General features: G+C 68.2%; 26 protein-coding genes and 2 tRNA genes. 15 read left to right on the forward strand and 13 right to left on the reverse strand.

Annotated elements, in window-relative coordinates; genetic code table 11:
• Positions 1-73 precede the first annotated feature (73 nt).
• Positions 74-280, reverse strand: coding sequence for a hypothetical protein (locus tag HNP51_RS00005; RefSeq protein ID WP_184265470.1), 207 nt, complete (start codon positions 278-280; stop codon positions 74-76).
• A gap of 200 nt (positions 281-480) precedes the next feature.
• Between HNP51_RS00005 and HNP51_RS00010 the strand changes: the two genes are divergently transcribed.
• The 3 genes from HNP51_RS00010 to HNP51_RS00020 are packed head-to-tail and all read left to right on the forward strand — an operon-like array spanning position 481 to position 1647.
• On the forward strand, positions 481-1101 hold the full coding sequence (locus tag HNP51_RS00010) for a glycoside hydrolase family protein (protein WP_221415679.1): 621 nt from the start codon (positions 481-483) through the stop codon (positions 1099-1101).
• Positions 1098-1466, forward strand: a complete 369-nt coding sequence (locus tag HNP51_RS00015; RefSeq protein WP_184265473.1) for a hypothetical protein — start codon at positions 1098-1100, stop codon at positions 1464-1466. Before HNP51_RS00010 ends, HNP51_RS00015 begins: the two co-directional genes overlap by 4 nt.
• Positions 1467-1470: 4 nt before the next feature.
• Positions 1471-1647 (forward strand): hypothetical protein, encoded by a 177-nt coding sequence (locus HNP51_RS00020; protein ID WP_184265476.1) that lies wholly within the window; start codon positions 1471-1473, stop codon positions 1645-1647.
• 276 nt (positions 1648-1923) lie between these two features.
• On the opposite strand, the gene HNP51_RS00025 is transcribed toward HNP51_RS00020, so the two are convergent.
• The 7 genes from HNP51_RS00025 to HNP51_RS00055 form a co-directional block, all read right to left on the reverse strand.
• Positions 1924-2008, reverse strand: a tRNA-Leu gene (locus tag HNP51_RS00025).
• A 27-nt stretch (positions 2009-2035) separates the two neighbouring features.
• Positions 2036-3469 (reverse strand): M28 family peptidase, encoded by a 1434-nt coding sequence (locus HNP51_RS00030; RefSeq protein WP_260398249.1) that lies wholly within the window; start codon positions 3467-3469, stop codon positions 2036-2038.
• Positions 3470-3553: 84 nt separating this feature from the next.
• Positions 3554-3793, reverse strand: a complete 240-nt coding sequence (locus tag HNP51_RS00035) for a DUF3297 family protein (protein WP_105564633.1) — start codon at positions 3791-3793, stop codon at positions 3554-3556.
• A gap of 84 nt (positions 3794-3877) precedes the next feature.
• Positions 3878-4828, reverse strand: coding sequence for a MotE family protein (locus HNP51_RS00040; protein WP_184265479.1), 951 nt, complete (start codon positions 4826-4828; stop codon positions 3878-3880).
• A 159-nt stretch (positions 4829-4987) separates the two neighbouring features.
• Positions 4988-5569 (reverse strand): DUF6468 domain-containing protein, encoded by a 582-nt coding sequence (locus HNP51_RS00045; RefSeq protein ID WP_184265482.1) that lies wholly within the window; start codon positions 5567-5569, stop codon positions 4988-4990.
• Position 5570: 1 nt separating this feature from the next.
• Positions 5571-6629 carry a flagellar motor switch protein FliM gene (gene fliM, locus HNP51_RS00050; RefSeq protein ID WP_184265485.1) on the reverse strand — a complete coding sequence of 353 codons (1059 nt, stop codon included), beginning with the start codon at positions 6627-6629 and terminating at the stop codon, positions 5571-5573.
• A 2-nt stretch (positions 6630-6631) separates the two neighbouring features.
• A complete protein-coding gene (locus tag HNP51_RS00055; RefSeq protein ID WP_184265488.1) occupies positions 6632-7285 on the reverse strand; it encodes a flagellar basal body-associated FliL family protein in 654 nt (217 codons plus the stop codon).
• Positions 7286-7464: 179 nt separating this feature from the next.
• Here HNP51_RS00055 and flgF point away from each other — a divergent pair, with 179 nt between their 5' ends.
• The 8 genes from flgF (at position 7465) to HNP51_RS00095 (ending at position 13973) form a co-directional block, all read left to right on the forward strand.
• Positions 7465-8202 carry a flagellar basal-body rod protein FlgF gene (flgF, locus tag HNP51_RS00060; protein WP_184265491.1) on the forward strand — a complete coding sequence of 246 codons (738 nt, stop codon included), beginning with the start codon at positions 7465-7467 and terminating at the stop codon, positions 8200-8202.
• Positions 8203-8218: 16 nt separating this feature from the next.
• Positions 8219-9007 (forward strand): flagellar basal-body rod protein FlgG, encoded by a 789-nt coding sequence (gene flgG / locus HNP51_RS00065; RefSeq protein WP_184265494.1) that lies wholly within the window; start codon positions 8219-8221, stop codon positions 9005-9007.
• Between the two features lie 3 nt (positions 9008-9010).
• Complete coding sequence (gene flgA / locus HNP51_RS00070; protein WP_184265497.1) at positions 9011-9796, forward strand: flagellar basal body P-ring formation chaperone FlgA; 786 nt, start codon at positions 9011-9013, stop codon at positions 9794-9796.
• Positions 9797-9807: 11 nt separating this feature from the next.
• Positions 9808-10530: a flagellar basal body L-ring protein FlgH gene (gene flgH / locus HNP51_RS00075; protein WP_184265500.1), complete on the forward strand. Its 723-nt coding sequence runs from the start codon at positions 9808-9810 to the stop codon at positions 10528-10530.
• Positions 10531-10652: 122 nt separating this feature from the next.
• Positions 10653-11120, forward strand: coding sequence for a hypothetical protein (locus HNP51_RS00080; protein WP_184265503.1), 468 nt, complete (start codon positions 10653-10655; stop codon positions 11118-11120).
• 37 nt (positions 11121-11157) lie between these two features.
• Entirely contained in the window at positions 11158-11592 is a 435-nt protein-coding gene (locus HNP51_RS00085) for a hypothetical protein (RefSeq protein ID WP_184265507.1), read from the forward strand.
• An 8-nt stretch (positions 11593-11600) separates the two neighbouring features.
• Positions 11601-12101, forward strand: a complete 501-nt coding sequence (locus HNP51_RS00090) for a hypothetical protein (RefSeq protein WP_260398252.1) — start codon at positions 11601-11603, stop codon at positions 12099-12101.
• Between the two features lie 66 nt (positions 12102-12167).
• Positions 12168-13973 (forward strand): DUF885 family protein, encoded by a 1806-nt coding sequence (locus HNP51_RS00095; RefSeq protein ID WP_184265510.1) that lies wholly within the window; start codon positions 12168-12170, stop codon positions 13971-13973.
• On the opposite strand, the gene HNP51_RS00100 is transcribed toward HNP51_RS00095, so the two are convergent.
• Both HNP51_RS00100 and msrA read right to left on the reverse strand, forming a co-directional pair.
• Positions 13974-14315 carry an MmcQ/YjbR family DNA-binding protein gene (locus HNP51_RS00100; RefSeq protein ID WP_184265529.1) on the reverse strand — a complete coding sequence of 114 codons (342 nt, stop codon included), beginning with the start codon at positions 14313-14315 and terminating at the stop codon, positions 13974-13976.
• Position 14316: 1 nt separating this feature from the next.
• On the reverse strand, positions 14317-14967 hold the full coding sequence (msrA, locus tag HNP51_RS00105; protein ID WP_184265532.1) for a peptide-methionine (S)-S-oxide reductase MsrA: 651 nt from the start codon (positions 14965-14967) through the stop codon (positions 14317-14319).
• A 147-nt stretch (positions 14968-15114) separates the two neighbouring features.
• Between msrA and HNP51_RS00110 the strand changes: the two genes are divergently transcribed.
• From HNP51_RS00110 to HNP51_RS00125, 4 genes are all read left to right on the forward strand, one after another.
• A tRNA-Ser gene (locus HNP51_RS00110) sits at positions 15115-15204 on the forward strand.
• 543 nt (positions 15205-15747) lie between these two features.
• Entirely contained in the window at positions 15748-16776 is a 1029-nt protein-coding gene (locus tag HNP51_RS00115; RefSeq protein ID WP_260398253.1) for an ABC transporter substrate-binding protein, read from the forward strand.
• Positions 16777-16864: 88 nt separating this feature from the next.
• Positions 16865-17887, forward strand: coding sequence for a hypothetical protein (locus tag HNP51_RS00120; protein ID WP_184265535.1), 1023 nt, complete (start codon positions 16865-16867; stop codon positions 17885-17887).
• Positions 17884-19002, forward strand: a complete 1119-nt coding sequence (locus HNP51_RS00125) for a DUF2336 domain-containing protein (protein ID WP_184265538.1) — start codon at positions 17884-17886, stop codon at positions 19000-19002. Before HNP51_RS00120 ends, HNP51_RS00125 begins: the two co-directional genes overlap by 4 nt.
• Before the next feature lie 160 nt (positions 19003-19162).
• On the opposite strand, the gene HNP51_RS00130 is transcribed toward HNP51_RS00125, so the two are convergent.
• The 3 genes from HNP51_RS00130 to cysK form a co-directional block, all read right to left on the reverse strand.
• Entirely contained in the window at positions 19163-19591 is a 429-nt protein-coding gene (locus HNP51_RS00130; protein ID WP_184265541.1) for a MucR family transcriptional regulator, read from the reverse strand.
• A 165-nt stretch (positions 19592-19756) separates the two neighbouring features.
• On the reverse strand, positions 19757-20968 hold the full coding sequence (locus HNP51_RS00135; protein WP_184265544.1) for a DUF2336 domain-containing protein: 1212 nt from the start codon (positions 20966-20968) through the stop codon (positions 19757-19759).
• A gap of 98 nt (positions 20969-21066) precedes the next feature.
• The gene (gene cysK / locus HNP51_RS00140; protein WP_184265547.1) at positions 21067-22047 is read right to left on the reverse strand and encodes a cysteine synthase A; all 981 of its coding nucleotides are present in this window, start codon (positions 22045-22047) and stop codon (positions 21067-21069) included.
• Between the last annotated feature and the right edge of the window lie 35 nt (positions 22048-22082).

Below are 22082 nucleotides of genomic sequence, written 5' to 3' on the forward strand. Positions count from 1 at the left end.
CATCGCCAACCGCGCGATCGATGCGGCGGCGGCCTCTCAGCCGGTCGCCGAGGTCGAGGGCGCCAGGGCGAAATCAGAGCCGGTCTGAAGGCCGATCCTCGAACGAGCCCGTACAGCGTTCCCGCAGCTGCGCCGCGGTGGCTTTGCCTTCCAGCGTGAAGACGTCCGACTGGGTGTAGCCTTCCTTCAGTAACGCCTTGCGGACGTGGCTCGGTATCCGGAACTGACCCGAAGCCGCCAACTCGAAGGCCCGTTCCAAGATCGGCTTCCTGTTCAGCATCGCACAAAGCTCCATTTGTGAGGCACGCACGGTGCGAGAAGGCCCCAAGCGCACGTCATCGCCATCCTCGAATGCGGCCCGTCCCTGAGCCATCGCAAGCAGGTTCGGGACGAGCCGCTGCGCCCTGAGCCCCTTAGGGCGCTCACCCATAACACCGAACTGTAACGCTCGTTTCACAACAATCTGAACTGGATACCGACATGGACCGAAAGGCCCTGTTCGACGCTGTGCGCCCCTATGCGCCCGGGGCGAAGCTGCGCCCCGAGTGGGTGCCGATGATCGACGCCCTGGCCGACGCTATGGGCTTGCCGCGCGGAGCTGGCGCGCCTGGCGGGCCAGACCCAGAACTGATCGCGGCGCTGAAGAAGGATGAGGGGCTGCGGCTGAAAGCTTACCCCGACCCGCTGTCGCCACGCGCCAGGACCGGCAAGGGATCGGGCGCGCCCTGGACCATAGGCTACGGCCGAGCGCGAGGCATCCAGGAGGGCCAGGTCATCACCGAAGCAACGGCCGAGGCGTGGCTAGTCGAGGACGCGCGGGAGCACAACACGGTCATCCACGCGGCTCTGCCCTGGCTGAAGCGGCTCGATCCGGTGCGCCGGCGCGTGGTCGAGAACATGCACTTCAACATGGGCTGGGATAACCCGAAGACCCCGTCCGTCGAGGGCCTGGCCCAGTTCAAGAACACGCTCAGCCACATCGAGGCAGGTCGCTACGCCGAGGCTGCGGCAGCGATGCGCGTCAGCCTGTGGGCCAAGCAGGTGAAGGGCCGCGCCGTGCGTCTGGCTCGCGAGATGGAGACGGGGAGGGTCGCGCAATGATCGCCCTCGCCCTCCGCATCGGCCGCGCGCTCACCCCGACAGCATGGATCACCATCGCCGCCCTCACCGCCTTCCTGATCTTCGGCGGATACTGCGCTCACAGGGGCGCTGAGGGCGTTCGTGACCGTCAGGCCGTCAAGGTCGCCAAAGACGAGCGCAAGGCGTCCAGCGGGCGGGAGGCGGCCGCCAACCAAGACCTGACCGACACCACCACCATCACCAACCGGAAACTGGAGAGAGACCATGCCGCGCAAGCCCTTCCTGATGGCGTGCCTGATGATCGTGAGCTGCGGCGTCGCTGTCGCCAGTTGCGAGACGACGGGCGCAGCCCTCCCGCGTGCCGAGGACTTGAGGGTCCAGCCTAAGCCGGTGCAGTCCGATGAAGTGCTGACCAGCCGCATCGCTGGCGAGAAGCACGACAACGCCGTCGAGGCGTGGGGCGAGGCGGGATGGGCTCAGGTCGGGCGCCTCTGCCGCTTCTTCGACGGGATGGGGATGAAGGGGCTCGACTGTCCGGCTCCGGAGACCCGACCGAAGCCGGGCTAGCAAACATGGATGCTCACCATCCATGCTAACGCCTTAACATGGATGCCGGCGTCGAGCCGTCAGGTTCCGCTATCAGGCCCGCCATCCTTCGGGGTGGCGGGCTTTCGCAATTCCGCCGCGAACGAAAACAGAACCTTGCGGCGCTCTTGCAGCGCTCGGAGCTTGTGGGAATGAATGGGAGGCCGAGGAAAAGGCTGTAATTTCAACGCACACAGAAAAGCCGATCAACCCACCAAAATAGGGAGCAGATCAGCTCTAAGTCATTGAAATATAAAGTGGTGCGAGCGGCGGGGGTCGAACCCGCAAGACCGAAGTCGGCAGATTTTAAGTCTGCTGCGTCTACCAGTTTCGCCACGCTCGCGGCCTCAGCCCTTCAAGGCTAAACCCCTTAGGGCTTGGCTTCTGTAGCCGCCGAACGCAGGGCGCGGAAGTCCACATCGGAATCGGCGATCAGGCGCACCAGGGCGGCCCAGGCGGCGACGTTCTGGGTCATCTGCGCCGGGTCGATCTTGTCCAGGGTGTCGTCCGCCGTGTGGTGCAGGTCGAAATAGCGCGTGCCGTCCTGACGTAGGCCAAAGACGGGCACCCCTGCCCGCGCCAGGGGTCCGATGTCCACGCCGCCGAACAGCTCGGCCTCGCCCGACAGGACGGCCAGCGGACGCAGAACGCGCTCCGCGATCTTGGCGAAGTCGGACCCTTGCGCGCCGGGCGGCAGGCCCAAGGCGTAGATGCGGTCGGCGCCGAAGTCGCTCTCGCCCGCGATGACGTGCTTCTCGACGCCCGCCACGCCGATGTTGCGGACATAGGCGCCGCCGCCGTTGCCGGTGTCGGTCGGCTGGGCCACTTCTTCCGAACCATAGAGCACCACACGCACGGTGCGAGCCGGACGCCCCTGCTCGGCGACCAGCTTGGCGGCGGCCAGGGTGATCGCCCCGCCCGCGGCATCATCGATGGCCCCGGTGCCGAGGTCCCAGCTGTCCATGTGCGAGCCCAGGACGATGATCTCGTCCGGCCGCGTCGCGCCGACGATGTCGCCGATCACGTTCTGGCTGTGAGTCTGATAGGTGTGGGCGGTGGACTTCAGGCGCAGCCGCACCGGCTCGCCCATCTGCACCAGTCGCGCCACCTGGTCGGCGTCCGGCGCGCTGAGCGCAAAGGCCGGCAGCGGCACCTTGCCCTCGACATAGCGGGTCGTGCCGGTGTGCGGCATGCGGTGCTCGTCCGACCCGGCCGAGCGCATGACGAAGGCCACGGCGCCGCGCTTGGCGGCCTCGGTCGGCCCTACGCTGCGAATGCGCGACAGCGAGCCATAGCCGGAGCCGTCCTGCATCCGCACCATCTGGCCGCCGTCGACCACGGCGATCTTGCCGGTCAGCGACCCGACGGGCGCGGCCAGCAAAGCGTCCAGACCGTCGAAGAAGACCACATCGGCTTCAATGCCGTTGGCCGGCGTGGCGATGGAATGGCCCAGGGCGGCGGCGACCAGACGCTGCGGGCGGGCGCCCAGAAGTTCGGCGCTCTCCTCGCCCCGCTCCCAGCCCACCAGCGGGAACTGTTCGATGCGGACGTTCTGGAAGCCGTGGGCGCGCATGTAATCGGCGGCCCAGTCGGCGGCCGCCTGTTCCGAGCGCGACCCCGCCGGGCGCGCGCCGAAGCGGGTGGTGACCTGGGTGACGTAGTCGAGGGCGATGTTGGCTTGCAGCGCCTGGTCGCGCACCTGCTCGGCGGCGCGAATGGTCCTGGCGTCCTGAGCCATAACCGGCGTGGCGATTAGGCCGAGCGCGATCGCGCTGGCGGCCATCAGACGGGCGTTGAACGACATGGAGCGCCTCCCAGACTCACTCAAAAGAGGCGGCACGTTAGCGAGTGGGACCTGCGACCGAAAGCCTCAGGTCCCCGCCAAAAATCACTCGCCCTTGAGGAAGGGCTCGACCGGGCCTTGCAGCTTGACGGTCAGGGCCTTGCCGCGACGGTCGACGCGATTGCCAACGGCCAGGCGGACCCAGCCTTCCGAGACGCAGTATTCCTCGACATTGGTCTTTTCCTCGCCCTTGAACAGGATGCCGATGCCGCGCGCCAGCAGGTCGGCGTCGTGGAAAGGGCTGTCGGGATCGACCGAAAGGCGGTCAGGCAGGGCGTCGGACATGGAATGGTCTCGCGAAAATCGAAGCGCGCTGAATAGCGGTGCGCGACCGGTATGCCAACCGCGCCGTTGTTCGCCGCGCTCGGACTACTGAACCGACTGGCGCGCAGCGGGCGGCGCGGCGTCTGCGGCGGGCGGCGTATAGGGGCGCGGGCCGGCCTCGGCGGGGGCGGCCGGCTTGGGCGCAGCCGGACGCGGCGCAGGACGTTGAGCCGCCGGGCGCGGGGCTGGACGGCGCGCGGGCTGGGCTGCCGGTTGAGCGGCGGCGGCGGCAGCCGGCTTCTCGGTCGCTGCGGCCGCAGTACGGGTCGGAGCAGCGGCGGGCGCCGCCGCCGGGGCAGCCGTCGGAACCACAGCCGGGGTCGCGGGCGCAGCGCCGGCCGTCGCGGCGGCGGCGCGGGCGGCGTACTGCTGGGCCTGGAAACGCTTGGCCAGCTTCTCGGTCAGCTCACGCGCGCCGGCGGGCGGCATCTGGGCCATGATGGCGGCCAGGGTCCGGGGCCGCATGGCGGCGGCGACGGGCAGACGCACGCTGTCGTCCAGGGTATTGAACACAGCCGCCGCCTCCTTGGGCCGCATGGCGGAATAGACGGCGACCAGACGGTCGTTCTCGGCCTTTTCCTTCTCGTCGACCTGACCGACCAGGGCCGCGATCTCGCCCTTCAGCGCTTCCAGCGCCTGCAGCTTGGCGTCCAGCTTCTGCTCGGCGGCGACCATCAGCGGCAGGGTGGTGGCGAAGTCGGCGTCGCGGGCATCCAGCGCGTCGCGGCGCTTGGACAGGGACTGGATGATGCGCAGTTCAGCCGGCGAAATCCCCGCCTGCTGGGCCAGCTGTTCCGGCGTCAGGGCGCAGACCGCCGGCACGGGCGCGGCCTTGGCGGCGCCCCCGCCCTCGCCCGGCGTCTCGGCGGTCACGGCTTCCTGAGCCCAGGCAGTCGCGCCCTGGAACAGCTCCGGCGCCACGCCCGCTGCGCGCACGGCCACGACCCCGCCGATGGCGATGGCGATCAGGGGCAGAAGGCGGGGCAGCTTGCTCATCGGTGGCACTCGGTAAGGCGGTTCAAACGCCGCACAGGCAGGGCTACAAAAACACTTCGCCCCTCAAGTCGTCCGAGGCCGCGCCTCGGACATAGGGCAAAAAACGAAACTTCCCCTCAAGTCGCCTGACGCCGCGCGTCAGGCATAGGGGTCTATGCATCATGCAGCGAAAAGATCTTCGTCCAGGCTACGACGGGCCCGGTTTAGGCTCTGTTGCGCAGCATGGTTAGCGGCCAGGGCCTGACGCACCGGGGCGAAGGTTTCTGCGGGCGCCGACGCAGGGGCGGGACGCGCCGCCGGGGCCTTCATCACGGCGCGGGCGCCTTCGATCCGTTCCATCAGCGAGGCCATGCGGCGGGCCCGCGACTCGTCGTCCAGCAGGGGCGAGACCTGCGACGTCGGCGTGTTCAGCTCCAGCACCGGCTCCTCGCGCGCCTCGGCCTGCGACGCGCGCACCGGCAGACCGGCGGGGGCGCGGGCGATCAGCACCTCCAGCTCCTGCTTCACGGCGCGGGCCTTGATGATGCGGTCGTGCAGCAGGTCGGTCTCGTGACCCGAGGCGCGCAGCGTCGCCAACGCCTGTTCGGCGCGTCCGGCGGCCGAGTTCAGCTCGCTCACCGCGCCGGCGAAGGCCAGTTGGCCGTCGCGCAGGGCCTTGAGCTTCTTCTCCAGCTTGATGCCGTAGCCAATGGCCGCGGCCAGCAGCAGCATGAGGATGGAATCGAGAATGATGCCGGTCATGTCAGCGTTTCCCTCGGCTCAGATTGGCGGCGATGTCGGGGTTGATCGGGCCTTCGACGCGCACGGCGATATGCTGGCCCCTGCGGCCCATCTTGCCGGTCGTCAGCGGAATGGACCCCGCCCGCACCGAGACTTCGGAATCCGGCGAGACGTTCAACATCAGGGTGTCGCCGACCTTGAAGTTCAGCGCCTGGGACAGCGGAATCTGCTGCTCGTCCAGCACGCAGCGGACCTCGGTTTCCGTGGTCCACAGCTCGGTGGCCAGGTGGCCTTCCCAGATGTTGTCGCGACCGAACTTCTCGCCCATGAACTGCTGCAGCAGCATCTTGCGGATGGGCTCCAGCGTCGAATAGGGCAGCAGCAATTCGACCCGGCCGCCGCGGTCTTCCATGTCGATGCGCAGCTTGACCAGGATGGCGGCGTTGGCCGGGCGGGCGATGGCGGCGAAGCGAGGATTGGTCTCCAGCCGGTCCAGGGTGAAATGCACCGGCGTCAGCGGCTCGAAGGCGGCGCGCGCGTCGTTCAGGATGACCTCGACCATGCGCTGCACCAGCACCCGCTCGATGGTGGTGTAGGGCCGCCCCTCGATGCGCAGCGCCGCCGTGCCGCGACGTCCGCCCAGCAGCACGTCCACGATGGAATAGATCAGGTTGGAATCGACCGTCAGCAGGCCGTAGTTGTCCAGCTCCTCCGCCCGGAACACCGCCAGGATGGCCGGCAGCGGGATCGAGTTCAGATAGTCGCCGAACCGGATCGAGCTGATGGTGTCGAGGCTGACCTCGACGTTGTCCGAGGTGAAGTTGCGAAGGCTGGTCGTCATCAACCGCACCAGGCGGTCAAAAACGATCTCGAGCATCGGCAGACGCTCGTAGGACACCAGGGCCGAGTTGATGATGGCGCGAATGCCGCTCCGTTCGGAGTCGTCGCCGTCGCCCATGTCGAAGCCCAGCAGGCTGTCGATCTCATCCTGGTTCAGCACGCGCTCGGACAGGGCCGCGCCCATGTCTGCTTCACCGCCGAAGGGGTCCAGTTCGTTCTCGGCGGCCAGGGTGTCGGTCATGCCTAGGACACCAGCATTTCTTCGATCAGCACGGCGTCCACCTTGCCCGGCGCCGCGACCAGATTGACCCGGCGCAGGATCTCGGCGCGCAGCTGATAGGACCCCGCCGAACCGGCCAGGTCCTCAGGACGCAGTTCGCGCAGGAAGCCCTGGAACATGTCCTGCATGCGGGGCATCTCGCCCTGCAGATGGGTCGCCAGCTCGGCGTCCTTCATCTCCAGCGTCAGCTTCAGCTTCAGATAGGTGGGGCGACCGTCCGGCGACTGAATGTTCACGATCAGCTCAGGCAGGGTGTAGAAGGTCACGCCGTCGGGACCGGCCGCGATCTTGCCCAGAGCCGGGTCGGCTTCACCGCCCTCAGCGCCGCCATGGCCGCCGCCCTTCTTCTCTTCCTTCTTGCCGTGGGCGTCAGCCTTCTTCTCGGCGCCGTGCTCGCCGGCCTCGGCCTCGGCAGGCTTAGGCTTCATCAGCAGGAAGGCCGCCGCCCCGCCGCCGCCCAGCACGACCAGGGCCGCCGGAATGATGATGAACAGCAGGGGCAGCTTCTTCTTGGCGGGCGCGCCCTCGCCGCCTTCGCCATCCGACACGGCGGGCAGGTTGACGTCGTCGCCGCCCGGCGCCGCGTCTTTCTTCTTGCCCAGCTTCAGCTTCAGCATCCGCACGTCGCCCCGATCTTCGCAGCCTTCCTGATGAAGCGATTTTGGTTAACGAGGCGTTTACGATCGGCAAATCCTGCCGGGCGCCGCACGGGTCAATTCCGCTCAAATCCCCGCTGTGACTGGATTAACCCTGTTGGCACGGTCGTTGCGACGAGATTGGCGAAGGAGCCGCACTCGTGGAAAACGCCGCCTACATCGGATTGTCCCGCCAGATGACGCTTCGCCGCGAGCTCGACATCGTGGCGAACAACGTCGCCAACGCCGACACCACCGGATTCAAGGTCGAACAGCTGATGGTCGGGACCGAGGTCGGTCAGCGCGCCCGTAACGACAACATCCGCCCCTCGGCCAGCTTCGTGCTGGACAAGGGCGTGGGCCGCGACTTCGGCCAGGGCTCGATGAAGCAGACCGGCCGGTCGCTGGACTTCGCCATCGAGGGCGAAGGCGCCTTCTTCGCGGTCCAGAGCGGCGCCGGCCAAGCCTATACCCGCGACGGCGGCTTCACCACCAACGCCGAGGGCGTGCTGACCACCAAGCAGGGCCTGCCGGTCCTGGGCGACGGCGCCCCGATCACCCTCGACCCCGAACTCGGCCCGGTCAGCGTCGGCGCCGACGGCACGATCAGCCAGCAGGGCCAACCCGTCGGCCGCCTGAACGCCGTCCGCTTCGACGCCCTCGGCGCCTTGCAGAAAAGCGGCGACGGCCTCTACCGCAACACCTCCAACGCCCAACCCACGGACGCCACGGACGTGCAGATCCGCCAGGGCATGCTGGAGGGGTCGAACGTCAACACGCTTCAGGAAATCACCAACCTGATCGAGATCAGCCGCGCCTACGAGCGTGTCACCAAGATGATCGAAAACGCCAACGACCTGTCACGCCGCTCGGTCGAGCGGCTGGGCCGGGTCAGCTAGTAAGGACGCCTGAACGATGCGCGCTCTCAGAACCGCCACCTCCGGCATGCTGGCTCAACAGCTGAACGTCGAGGTCATCTCCAACAACATCGCCAACATGAACACGGTCGGCTTCAAGCGTCAGCGGGCCGAGTTCCAGGACCTGCTGTACCAGAACGTCGAACGCATGGGCTCGCAGTCCTCGACCCAGGGCACCGTCGTCCCGACCGGCATCCAGATCGGCGCCGGCGTCAAGGCGGGCAGCGTCTATCGCATCACCGAACAGGGCAGCCCCACCCGCTCGGGCAACCCCTATGACATCGCCATCGACGGCAAGGGCTACTTCCAGATCACCATGCCCTCGGGCGAGATCGCCTACACCCGGGCCGGCAACTTCGCGGTGAACGGCGAAGGTCAGCTGGTCACCGAAGACGGCTATGCGGTCGAACCCGCCATCACCATTCCCCAGGACGCCATCGACGTCTCCATCTCCAAGTCGGGCCAGGTTCAGGTCACGACCCAGGGCCAGACCGCGCCGCAGACCGTGGGCCAGCTGGAACTGGCCACCTTCTTCAACGAGGCGGGCCTGGAAGCCATCGGCGACAACCTGCTGCTGGAAACCGCCGCCTCGGGCGCGGCCACCATCGGCGCCCCCAACGAGCCGGGCTATGGTCACCTGCTGCAGGGCTATACCGAGGCCTCCAACGTCGACGCCGTCAGCGAGATCACCAACCTGATCGTGGCCCAGCGCGCCTATGAGATGAACTCCAAGGTCATCACCACCGCCGACGAAATGCTGTCCGTCTCGGCCCAGGTGAAGAGCTAGGTCATGGCCATGATCCGCAGCCTTTCGCTGGCCCTGGCCCTCGCAGCCCTGGCCGCCCCAGCCCTGGCCGGTCCCGTCAGCCTGCTGCCCGATCCCGTCGACGACGACGGTCGCGTCACCCTGGGCGAGCTGTTCGACGACGCGGGCGCAGCGTCAGGCGTCGTGGTCGGCCAGCGCCTCGGCGCCACGGCCGTCTTCGAGGCCAGCCAGATCCAGGCCGCCGCCCGCCGCGCCGGTCTGGAATGGGCCAACCCCCAGGGCCTGCGCCGCATCGTGGTGCGCGAAGGCGGGGCGGCTCCCGCCGAGGCCTCGGCCCGCCCCGCCGCCGCCACCGCCACCGTGGCCTCGCGCCCCGGCGCCACGGTCGAGGTCCTGACCTACGCCCGCAGCCTGGCCGCCGGCGACATCGTCCAGCCCGCCGACGTGGTCTGGTCCACGGTTCAGGCCCACCAAGCCCCCGCCGGCGGTCCCCAGGACGCTGATCAGGTCGTCGGTCTCTCGGCCAAGCGGGCGCTGCGCGCCGGCGCCGCCGTGACCAGCCGCGACCTGGCCTCGCCCCAGGTCATCGCCCGCAACGACATGGTCGAGGTCGCCTATGTGGTCGGCGGGGTCGAACTGACCGTCACCGGCAAGGCCACGCGCAACGCCTCGGCGGGCGAGCCCCTGCCCGTGCTGAACGTTCAGTCGGGCCGCACCATCGACGCCGTGGCTGTGTCGCCGGGCCGCGCCGTCGCCGGGCCCGCCGCCCAGATGGCCCGCGCCAATCCGCAACAGTTCGCCGCCCGTTGAGAGATCCCGTCATGCGTAAAGTCCTGATCCTCGCCGCCGCCGCTTCCGCCCTGTCTCTCGGCGCCTGCTCCACCGCGCTCGAAGCCGTGAGAGGCCCGGAACTGGCCCCCGTCGGCTATCCCGCCGCCCTGGTTCCGATCGAACAGGCCTATCTGCCGACTCCGACCCCGGCCTCGCCGAACAGCCTGTGGCGCACCGGGGCCCGCAGCTTCTTCGGCGATCAGCGCGCCCGTCGCGTCGGCGACATCCTGACGGTCAACATCGACATCAACGACCGCGCCCAGACCCAGAACTCGACCCAGCGCGCCCGTAGCAACGCCATTTCCGGCGGCGTGACCAACTTCTTTGGGCTGGAGAATAGTCTGGGCCGCGCCTTCCCAGGCGGCTTCGACCCCGCCAAGATGGTCGGCACCGAGGGCGAGTCCAACGCCTCGGGCTCAGGCAGCGTCAACCGCTCGGAGCGCGTCAACCTGACCGTGGCCGCCGTGGTCACCGCCGTCATGCCCAACGGCAACATGGTCATCCAGGGTCGGCAAGAAGTGCGCACCAACCGCGAGGTCCGCGAACTGACCGTCGCCGGCATCGTGCGCCCCGAGGATATCTCCTCGGCCAACACCATCGCCCACACCCAGATCGCCGAGGCCCGCATCAGCTACGGCGGTCGCGGCGACATCAGCCGGATGCAGTCCACGCCTGCCGCCCAGTCCCTGGTGGAGCGCTTCAGCCCGTTCTGATCCGCGTTCGTCGAGCGTGTTTTTCCAGTGACTCGCCATCACGGAATCGCGCGCGTTCAAGCGGAGCGGTGAACCCTTAACAAGCGACCCGCGTTTGCTCTGTCGAACGCGAGTGATTTGTAATGTTGAAGTCCCTGCTTCCCGCCGCCGCCGCCCTCAGTCTCGCCGCTCTTGCGGGGCAGGCCATGACCACCGCCCCAACCGTCCCCGGCGAAGGCGCTCCGGGCTGGCATCTTCTGCACGAAGGGCCGATGGCCAAGCTGGCCTATGGCCTGGCGGATTCCGATCAGGTGGCCCTGATGCTGACCTGCTCGCCCGGCGACCGCACCGCCGTCGTCTATGGCGACACCCAGCCGCAAAGCCCCGCCCTGACGCCCGCGTCCATTGGGCCGCAGCCGATCGACCCCCTGTCTGACGGCGAGGCCTATGAGGCCCGCCTGCCCCTGAGCGACGCGGCCCTGACCGGCTTGGCGCGCGGCGGGCGCATGACGGTCCAGACCGAGGCCGGCGCCCGGCAACTGCGCGCCAGCCGCGCCGAACGCCGCATGGTCCAGGGCTTCATCAGCTATTGCGCTTCCAGCCACGCCTGATCACAGTCCCCCCGAACCCATCAGCGGGGGCTGAACCATGACCACCTTTCTCGGGCTTGCGCTCGCCTTGACGCTTCAGACCGCGCCGACAGCGACCGCCGAGGCCTGGACCTGGACCCTCTATGCCGACAACGGGCCGCTGGTCCTGGCCAATGAGATCCCCGACACCCCGCGCCTGCTCACCACGTTGGAATGTGCGCCTGGTTCCAGCATCGTGCGTCTGACCCTCTATGGCGCCGCACCCGTCGAAGGCATCGCCGTCATCACCTCGGGCGCCGCCTCCGCCAATGCCGAAGTCCGCCCCCGGCGCGGCCAGCTGCAGACCATGCTGCGCGCCGACCATCCTGTCTTCGCCGCCTTCCAGGCCAGTGGAAAACTGCAAGTCTCGGTCGGCGAACAGACGTCGCCGGTAGAGATCGATCGGGCGAATCTGTCCAAGCTGCGCCGGTTCGCCGAACTCTGCACCGGCTGAGGACCACCATGCGCCTGACCGTCTGGACCGCCCCCGCCCTCGCGGCGCTCGCTCTCGCGGGTTGCGCACCCACGCTGAAATCTGAGTTCGCCGGGGCCTCCAGCGGCGCTCCCATCCCTGTGGCCGGCTACGACTGGCATCTGAACGAGGACGCCGAAGAGGCCAGCCTGTCCTACGGCATGGCCGAGACCGACGACGTGCCTCTGGACCTGTCGTGTCGCCCCGGCTCGGGCGCCCTGCAAATCCTGCAGACTGTCGCCGAGGACCACCCCAAGGTCATCGCCCTGGAATCCGGCGGCGACACGGAAACCTATCCCGCCAAGGCCGAGCCCTCGGCCATGCACGACGGCGTCGATCTGACCGCCGTCGCCCGCACCACCGACCCGGTCTTCCTGCGCTTCCGCAAGCTGGGCTGGCTGGCGACCTACGGGCTCGACTATCGCACCCCTCTGGTGGCCCAGCAGGGCTCGGACAAGCAGATCGACCGCTTCTTCATCCTCTGCGGCTGACACCCGACATAGCTTGACCGTCGGCTGCTACGCCTGTCTCCTCCGCTCGCTTGAGGGAGGACAGTCATGCACAAGCAATTTCTGATAGGGGCGGCTCTGGCTGCATTCATGGCGGCGACGCCGGCTCTGGCCGAGGCGTCGTCACGCGCAGCGCCCGGCGCTCAAACCTCGGCCCAAAGCACTGCCCTCGCCAGCGTCCTGGCCGACTACGAAGCCTACCTCCGCCGCGTCGACCCGATCAGCGCCGGCATGGAGGGCGACCGCGAGGCCTTGTCGCGCCTGCCCGACCCCACCCGTGCGGGCGAACTGGCGCGCGTCGCGCCCCTGACCGCCCTGCTGAACCGGGTCGAGGCGATCAGTCCGTCGTCCCTCAACGAAGACGAACAACTGAATCGATCCTTCGTCGCCTATCTGATCCGCCGCAACCTGGACGCCATCCCGCTGGACGGCGGTCGCCTGGCCTTCAGCTCCGAAGGCGGCCCCGGTCAGGGCGTGGCCTATCTGGCCAGCTCGACCCGCATCACATCGGCCGCCGACGCCGAGGCCTGGCTGTCACGAATGAGCGGCATCCCCGGCCTCTACGACGCCGCCATCGCCGACGCCCGCCGCGGCCTCGACACCGGTCTGGTTCAGGCCCGCTCCGTCGTCGACAGCGCCCTGGCCCTGGCCGAAACGGACGTGAAGCCGCGCGAGGGCGGCGACATCCTGATGCAGCCGTTCAAAGCCCTGCCCGCGACCATTCCCGCCGCCGAACAGGCGCGCCTGCGCGCTCGCGCCCAGGCCTTGATCGACGGCCCGGTCGCCCAGCGCCGCCTCGCCTGGCGCGACCTGCTGAAGAACGACTACCGACCGCGTGCCCCCGTCGAGCCCGGCATGACCCACCGCCCCGGCGGTCGCGAGCTCTACGCCAACGCCGTGCGCAGCTACACCACCACCGACCTGACCCCGGATCAGGTGCACCAGATCGGTCTGGAAGAGGTCGCTCGCATCCGCGCCCGGATGCAGGACGAAATGCGCGCCGCCGGCTGGACTGGCGACTTCGCCGGTTTCCTCAACTTCCTGCGCACCGATCCGCAATTCTATGCCACCAGCCGCGAACAGTTGCTGGAAAAGGCGTCGGAAATCTCCAAGCGCGCCGACGACGGCCTGCCCGCCCTGTTCGGGACCCTGCCCCGCCTGCCCTATGGTGTCCGCCCCGTCCCGCGCGAGATCGAGGACAGCTACACCACCGGCCGATACAATCCCGGCTCGATACAGAACGGCGTGGCCGGCGGCTATATCGTCAACACCTCGAAACTGGATCAGCGCCCGCTCTATGAGTTGCCGGCCCTGACCGTCCACGAGGCCGTCCCCGGCCACCATCTGCAGATCGCCTTGCAGCAGGAGGCGGCGGATCAGCCCTACTACCGCCGCGGCGCCGACGTGACCGCCTTCACCGAGGGCTGGGGCCTCTATTCCGAGTTCCTGGGCGAGGAAATGGGCATCTACCGCACCCCCTACGAACGCTTCGGCCGCCTCAGCTACGAGATGTGGCGCGCCTGCCGTCTGGTGGCGGACACCGGCCTGCACTGGCGGGGCTGGACCGAAGAACAGGCCCGCGCCTGCTTCCGCGACAACTCGGCGCTCGCCCCGCACAACATCGAGACCGAGCTTCAGCGCTACATCGGCTGGCCGGGTCAGGCCACGGCCTACAAAATCGGCGAGATCCGTCTGCGCCAGATCCGTCAGAAGGCCGAACGCGAACTGGGCGACCGCTTCGACGTCCGCACCTTCCATGACGCCCTGCTGGTCGACGGCCCCCTGCCGCTGGACCTCCTCGACGCCCGCATGGACCGCTGGATCGCCGAGCAGAAGGCGAGGCCCGCGACGTAGCTAGAGCCCCAGTTCCGCCCGCGCCTTCTTCGTCAGCTTGCCGACGATGATGGCGTGGGCGGACTGGATATGGTCCGCCAGCTCCTCGTCCGCCCAGTCGTCGATCTGCGGCAGGTTCACCCATTTGGCGCGCGCCATATAGGGCGCCGGTCGCGCATGGCCGCTCTCGGTCAGCACCTCATAGGCGATGTCCGAGACCTTGAACGACACCCCGCCCGTCGCCCCCACCATGACGAACATCTTGCCGCCGACCTTGTAGGCGTCGTGGTCGTCGCCGAACGGATGGTCCAGCGTCGCCCCCGGCAGCGCCAGACAAACCCGGCCTACCCCCTCCCGGTCCATCCTAGGCTTCCACGCCGACGCCGATCGGGCAGACCACCCCGGTCCCGCCGATGCCGCAGTATCCCGCCGGGTTCTTGGCCAGATAGCCCTGATGATAGTCCTCGGCGAAGTAATAGGGCCCGGCCGGTTCGATCTCGGTCGTGATCGTTCCCTTGCCCGCCGCCGACAGCGCCGCCTGATAGGCGTCACGCGAGGCTTCCGCCTCCGCCTGTTGCGCCGCGTTCAGCGTATAGATGGTCGAGCGGTACTGCGTGCCCTGATCATTACCCTGGCGCATGCCCTGGGTCGGGTCATGGTTCTCCCAGAAGGCCTTCAGCAGATCGCCGTAGGAAATGATCTTCGGGTCGAACACCACCTGCACCACCTCGGCATGGCCGGTCCGCCCGGAACAAACCTCTTGATAGGTCGGGTTCGGCGTGATCCCGCCTGCATAGCCCGCCGACGTCACCCAGACGCCCGGCAGCTGCCAGAACACCCGCTCCACGCCCCAGAAGCAGCCCATGCCGAACACCGCGGTCTCGAACCCCTCCGGATGAGGCCCCTTCAGCGCATGACCCAGCACGAAATGGGTCGCATCGGTCGCCAGCGGCGTGTCTCGCCCCGGCAGCGCCGTCTCGGCGGTCGGCAGTTCGGCGGCTTTTTGGAACAGCATTGAAAAAATCTCGCAGAAATCAGCGGCAAAATCGACTTCCCCCCATATGGGGCGTCAAAGGGCGCTTGCCGAGGGGGTCATGCTGTTCTATCAGCCTCGCTCCGCTGGATCGACCGTCCGGCGGCTACACGGCGACGTCGTGGAAACGGACAGGTGGCGGAGTGGTCGATCGCGCACGCTTGGAAAGCGTGTGTAGGTGAAAGCCTACCGAGGGTTCGAATCCCTCTCTGTCCGCCACGATGCGTTTTCAGGCGTTGATGTCCGGTGAACGCCACGAGCTCATGCGCAGAACAACCGGCCTCGCCTATCCGGCTGCTCACCTGACCATGCCATATGCAGTTTCATATTTCTGGTCTGCAACGTCGTCGGACGGATACTAAACACGGGAGCTCAGGCGCTCGACAGACGCGCGGGGCACTCTCCATCGTTGCAGTTCAGTGGGCGCCGGAAAAAACGGCGCTGATCGAGCGTTGTGGTTTTCGACCGTTCAGAGCTATCCACAGACTTGCCCACTGCCCCCGGCGCGGCTGTCCACAGCCCGGCCGGTCCCAATCGTTGCTCGACCAAGGCGTATCCTACCGAGGAACGAGGCATCGCAAAAGAAACGCTCGAGAACCCCGATGCAGGCCACAGGCCCCTATTCTTTGGCGTCTTGGCGCGGGGATTATAGAGAATGGAACCAGGGCTTCAGCCCGGCTGCGTCCGCTCGTTCAATTCTGGCGTGCGCCGCCGCGTTGAAAACCTTCCCAAGCCCGCCGTCGCCGCCTAAACCCTCAGTTAATGACCTTCGACCGACTCTCCCGCCGCAACCTGCTGCTGGGCGCCGCCGGCCTGACCGCTGCGGGAGCCCTGTCCGCCTGCGGCCGCACCGAGGCGACGGTCGACGAGGCTGGCCGCGTGCGTCTGCGCCTCGCGGCTGGCGGTCCCGTCACCGCCGCCCATGGCGGCTTTTATCAGGCCATCGCCACCGGGACCTATGAGCGGCGCGGTCTCAATGTCGAGATTTTGACGGGCGCGGCGGGCGCCGACATACCCGCCCTGCTGGCCGCCAGCGCCGTCGAACTGGCCGTCGGCGTCGACAGTTTCGCGCCCATGCGGCTGATCGCCGACCGCGCCCCCGTCAAGGCTGTCGCCGCCTTCCTCCAAAAGGACCCTGTCGTCCTGATGGCCCGCCCGGACCAGCCGCTGGAGGCGCTGTCCGCTCTGCGCGACCGTACCATTCTGATGAGCCCCGCCGACCAGGCCGGCTTCTGGAACTGGCTGCAGACCCGCTTCGAGCTGACCGCCGATCAAGCCCGGCCTGGCACACCCGAGGACAACCTCAAGGCCTTCCGCGACGATCCCAAGGCGGTTCTGGTCGGACGTCTGACGGCAGGCGATCCCACTCTGATCGCGCGCGAGGCCGGCTTCACGCCGCGCGTCCTGATCCCCGCCGACGACGGCTACCCCTCCTATTCCAGCCTGGTTCTGGCCCCGAACGCCTTCGCCCGCGATAACGCCAAGGCCCTGCGTGACTTCATCGCAGCCTCGGTCGAGGGCTGGCGCGACTATGTCCATGGCGACGGGTCGAAAGCCGATACCCTGATCCGCCGCGCCAACCCGGACCTGAACCAGCGTCTGCTGAACGCCGTCCGCGAGAGTCTGAGGACCGAAGCCGTGGTCGACGGCGGCGACGCCGCCCTCTACGGCCTGGGGACCATGACCGCCGAGCGCTGGCAGGCCTTCGCTGAACAGACCGAGGACGCCTATCCTTCGGCCCCTGACTGGCGCGAGGCCTTCACCGTCCAGTACCTGCCTGGACGTGGCTGACCACTGCACTGGCCCCGCGTTAGCAGCGGATTAAGCCGTCCCGGCCTAGTCTGCAGACTGAACGCCGTCCCGCAGCAGGAGGCCGTCCGTGCGACGCCCGCCCATGATCGCCATCCTGACCGTCGGGGCCTGCGCCCTGGGCGTCGTCGCGCCCTCCGCGGCCCAGACGCCGCCCCCCCAAGCCGCGCCATCCAGCGCCGGGCCCGCAGGCCTGCGCTACCTGACCTGGCCCGGCCGCGCCTATCGCCCCGCATCCGTCGCCCCCGCCTCTGGCGCTGGGGAAACCGCGCCGCTTTCGGCTGCGAGCACGCCGACCCGCCCCCCGATCATTCCCCACGGCGGCCAGCCCGCAGCCTACGGCGCCGCCCCGATCGCGAGCATCGCCCCGCGTCAGGGCCTGACCCCCGCCAGCGCCTGGATTGGCTCTCAGGCTCCGGCCTACGCGCCTCATGCCGCGCCGCCGGTCGAGGGCCCTGGTCCGCAGCCCTATTACGCGTCTTCATCGGCGAACACGCCGACCCAGACGCCTTGGCGCAGTTCGCGCGCCGTCGCGCCCGCCCCGGCTCCCGCGCCGAGCGGCTATTTCGCCGAGACCGCTGAGGCCGCGCCACCATCGAGGCCCGCCGTCGCCCCGGCGCCGACCCCGACCCGCGCCTATGTCGAGGCGCCTGCAACCGCCGCGCCGGTCGCGGCTCCGCCCTCTATCGTTCAGCCCCCCGTCGCAGAGACGGCCGCGCCGCCCGCCGCCGACCCCATGGCCCCGCGTCGCGACGCCCTGATCTTCAGTCTGCAACGACCTGCGGCTGCGCCCGCAGAGGTCGCGCCAACGTCCCAGCCGTCCGCCCAGCCTCAGCCCCAGGCCGCGCCAGTCGCGGAAACGGCCGGCGCCCAAGGCGGGGCCCGCTACTATTCGGTGCATCGTCAGGCGGGCCGTCAGCCCGACGCCACGCCCCTGCCGGCGCCGGTCTATCTGGACGCCCTGCCTGTCGATCTGACCACTACCCCCGCCTCGCCCGATCTGGCTGAGCCGCCCGCCGCCCCCAATCTGATCCGCAACGCGAACGGCCGCATACAGGCCCTGCCCGCCAACGAAGACCCCACACTGCCATGAGCGACGGCGCCGCCCTGCCCCCGACCGCCGACGTCTCCTCGCGTCTGCCCGACCTGATCGCTATGGCGCAGGAGCCGTCCAGCGAGAAGCGCCGCGCCCTGCTGCGCGAACTGACCGACCACTTCTTCGGCGCCGCCAAGCGCACCGAGGCCGAGACCGCGCTCTACGGCTCGGTGCTCAGCGACCTGACCGACGCGATGGAACTGGCTGTGCGCGCGGAACTGGCCGAGCGCTTCGCCGAGGCCGTCGACGCCCCGATCCAGTTGATCCGCCGCCTCGCCAACGACGAAGCCGAGGATGTCGCCTGTCCCGTGCTGCAAGCCTCGCCGGTCCTGACCGAGGCCGACCTGATCCAGGTCATCCGCTCGCGCGGCCAGGGCCATATGCGCGCCGTCAGCCAGCGCGCCGTCGTCTCCGAAGCCGTGTCCGACGCCATCGTCGATCGCGGCGACGACGAGACCTTGGGCGTTCTGCTGGGCAACGAAGGCGCCCAGATGTCGCGCGCCGCTTGCGAAACCGCTGTCGAGCGCGCCCGCGCCAATCCGGCCCTGCACGCCGCGACGGTCGAGCGCGCGAGCCTGCCCGCAGACCTGCTGAACGAGATGTATTTCGAGGTCGAGGCCCGCCTACGTCAGCGCATTCTGGAACAGAACGCCCGCATGGATCCAGCCCTGCTGGAAAGCGCCCTGGCCGCTGGTCGGACCCGCGTCGCCACCGACGACGGCGCCCTGCCGGTCGACTACGCCGAGAGCCTGGCCTATGTCGAAGAACTGAACGTCGCCGGTCAGTTGACCCCGCCGGTCCTGGCCCGCTTCCTGCGCTCCGGCAGTCGGACCTCCTTCCTGATCGCCCTGTCGCAACTGGCCGACATCGACTTCCATACCGCCCGCCAGATCGTCGAGCGCCGCGAACTGGACGCCCTGGCTGTGGTCTGCAAGGCCGCCGACCTGGATCGCGCCCTGTTCCTGACCTATGCTGTGGTGCTGCTGAACACGGACGGCGACGCCATGGGCAAGGCCCGCGCCTATGCCGGCATGTACAACGACCTGACCAACGAGGCCGCCCAGCGCACCCTGCGCTTCTGGCGCATGCGCAAGGCCATGCACGCGGCCTGAGCCAAAGCGCGACGCCTCTCCCTCCCCTTAATGGGGAGGGAGAATGTCGCGCGCTCCAAAGCGCTCAAGCAGCCCGAAGGGCGTTAGCGCCCCAAGAATGCCAAAACGCCCGCCTTCCTTCCGGAAGACGGGCGCTGCATCCAACCTTGGAAGGTCGGTCTTACTTCTTGGCGCGGGGAGCGCGAGCCGGCTTGCGACCGCCCTGGCCCAGGCCCATCTGCTTGGCCAGGTCCGAACGGGCCTTGGCGTAGTTGGGCGCGACCATCGGATAGTCCTTGGCCAAGCCCCACTTCGCCCGGTATTCCTCGGGGCTCATATTGTATTTCGTGCGCAGGTGACGCTTCAGCGACTTGAACTTGCGGCCGTCTTCCAGGCAGATCAGGAAGTCGGGCGTAATCGACTTGCGCACCGGAACCGCCGGTTCCTTGGGCTCGGGCTCGATTTCAACGGGGCCGGAAGACACGCCCGACAGAGCGGCGTGGATCTGAGCGATCAGGCCGGGCACGGCGTCGGCCGAGACGGTGTTGTTGCTGACATAGGCCGACACAATGTCCGCCGTCATTTCGAGCAGTTCGGGTTTTTCTTCCATTGGGGGATCGCCTGTTGCAAGAGCCAAACGCGTTCGACTGATCTAACCCGACCCGCCGGTGATCCGTTTCATACGGATGTTTGATGGTGAAGGCAATGCAAGCATAGATGATCGCCTGGCGGGCGAAATCTTCTACTCATCTGCACTGAATGCAGTCGTCGATTTTCAGCGACCAAAGTTATCCGCGAGCGCCAGCATGGCGGCCCGCTCGGGTGCGGAGTATTCGTCGATCAGCTCTTCATCGCCTTCGCGGATGGCGCGAAGAAGCGCAGGCGTCAGGGCCGACGACAGCGACCAGTTCCAGTAACGGAGCACGGTCTGCGCCCGATCGACGGCCAGCATCTCATAGGTGATCTGCACCCGTTCCCAGTCGGGATGGACCTCGCCATCAGCCGTCAGTTCGGGACGACGCATGGCCCGCCACAGGGTCTGCAGGTCCAGCCGCGACAGGCCGGTGGCCTTGCACAGGATGGCCAGGGCCTCGCCGCCCGCATCGCCCATGATCTTGGCCGCGGTCAACGGCTTGATGCCCGACAGATAGCCGATCTCGCCGACGATCTCGCGCGTCACGCCCCGACTGGCGGCGGCAACCGCGTCCTCCAGGCCGTTGTAGGGACTCTTGTCGATGGCGGCGCGATTGCGCTGGCGCCGCTCGATGAACTGCAACGCCTTGCGCGTCACAGGATCGGACCAGCCCTCGGCGGCGGCCATCGCGAACAGGTCCTCGACGCTGTCCTGCAGCACTTCGCGCGACACGGCGAAACGCTGCAGCACGGTGCGGCGCTCGTCAGGCCCGCACCACCAGAACATGACATAGGCCCCCGACGGCCTCAGTTCGGGCCGTTTCAGCAGCGGTGCGCACAGACCCCGGCTCTGGCGGCTCAGCGCCACCACGCCCTCGATAGCGACCTGCGCCAGACGCGCCGAGGCGTTCTTCAGCACCGCCTCGATGACGGAGTCCTCGCCAAAGCTCAGCAGGGTCTCGGTGACCACTTCCGACAGGCCGCGTCGCTCAGCGATCAACAGCCGATGCTCGATCCCGGCGTCGCGGGCGCAACCGATCAGGTCCACGTCGGTCAGGGACGCGCACTGCTCGATCAGCGGCCCCGCCACCGTTGGTTCGTCGCGCAACAGAAGCCGTACAAGACTGTTGGGCAGTTCCGCCAACGGGGCCAGCCGCATCGCCACCCGCCGCCGCTCCTCTACCGAGGCCAGCCGCAGCAGGTCCACCAGCAGATCGCCCGTCACCGCCCGCTCGAAGGCGTTGATCCGGCTGGCGGGCAGACAGACGACATCGGCCAGCCGCCGCAGCAGGGTCTGGCGAGCTTTCGACGCCTGCGGAGCGTCGGCGTCTGAACTGACAGCCGGGATCGACATGGCTTCTACCCTAACGCGAGCCGGTTAACCGCGCGTGAGGGGCGAGAAAGACGAGAGAGCATCTCCCTTCCCCTTCACAGGGAGCGCAAAGACGACCCCTACAGCCCTTCAAACAGGGCCGTGGACAGATAGCGCTCGGCGAAGCTGGGTATGATGGCGACGATGGTCTTGCCCGCATGCTCGTCCAGCGCCGCCAGGCGGAAGGCGGCCACCAGGGCGGCGCCCGAACTGATGCCGACCGGCAAGCCTTCGGTACGGGCCACCTTGCGCGCCATTTCGAAGGCCTCGTCGTTGGAGACTTGTTCGACCCCGTCGATCACAGCGCGATCGACGATCGAGGGCACGAAGCCCGCGCCGATGCCCTGGATCTTGTGCGGACCGGGCGCGCCGCCCGACAGGACGGGCGAGGCGGTCGGCTCGACCGCGATCATCTTCACCGAGGGCTTCTTGAACTTCAGCGCGTGGCCGACGCCGGTGATGGTGCCGCCGGTGCCCACGCCGGCGATGACGATGTCCACCGCCCCCGCCGTATCGTTCCAGATTTCCTCAGCGGTCGAGACTTCATGGATGGCCGGGTTGGCCGGGTTCTCGAACTGCGAGGGGCTGACGGCGCCCGGGGTGCGGTCCAGAATCTCCTGCGCCATGCCGATGGCGCCCTTCATGCCTTTTTCGGCCGGGGTCAGCACCAGTTCGGCGCCCAGCAGGGCCAGCATCTTGCGGCGCTCGATCGACATGCTCTCGGGCATGACCAGGATCAGCTTGTAGCCCTTGGCCGCGGCGACGAAGGCCAGGGCGATGCCGGTGTTGCCCGATGTCGGCTCGACCAGGATCGAGCCCGGCCGGATCTTGCCCGCCTGCTCCAGTGCCTCGATCATGGCCACGCCGATCCGATCCTTGACCGAGGCCAAGGGGTTGAAGAACTCAAGCTTGGCCAACACCGTCGCCTTGGGCGCCAGCTCCGCCGTCAGATTGGGCAGCCGCACCAGGGGGGTGTCGCCGATGGTGTCGATGATGCTGTCATAGACCCGGCCCCGTCCGACCTTCTTGTGGCGGCTGGCGTCGTAGGCGGTGTCGGACATGGGAGATCTCCGTGCGGCGGTTTGGTCTAGGTGAC

Origin of the sequence: Brevundimonas bullata, from assembly GCF_014207965.1 — a bacterium.
GTDB classification, from domain to species: Bacteria; Pseudomonadota; Alphaproteobacteria; order Caulobacterales; family Caulobacteraceae; genus Brevundimonas; species Brevundimonas bullata_A.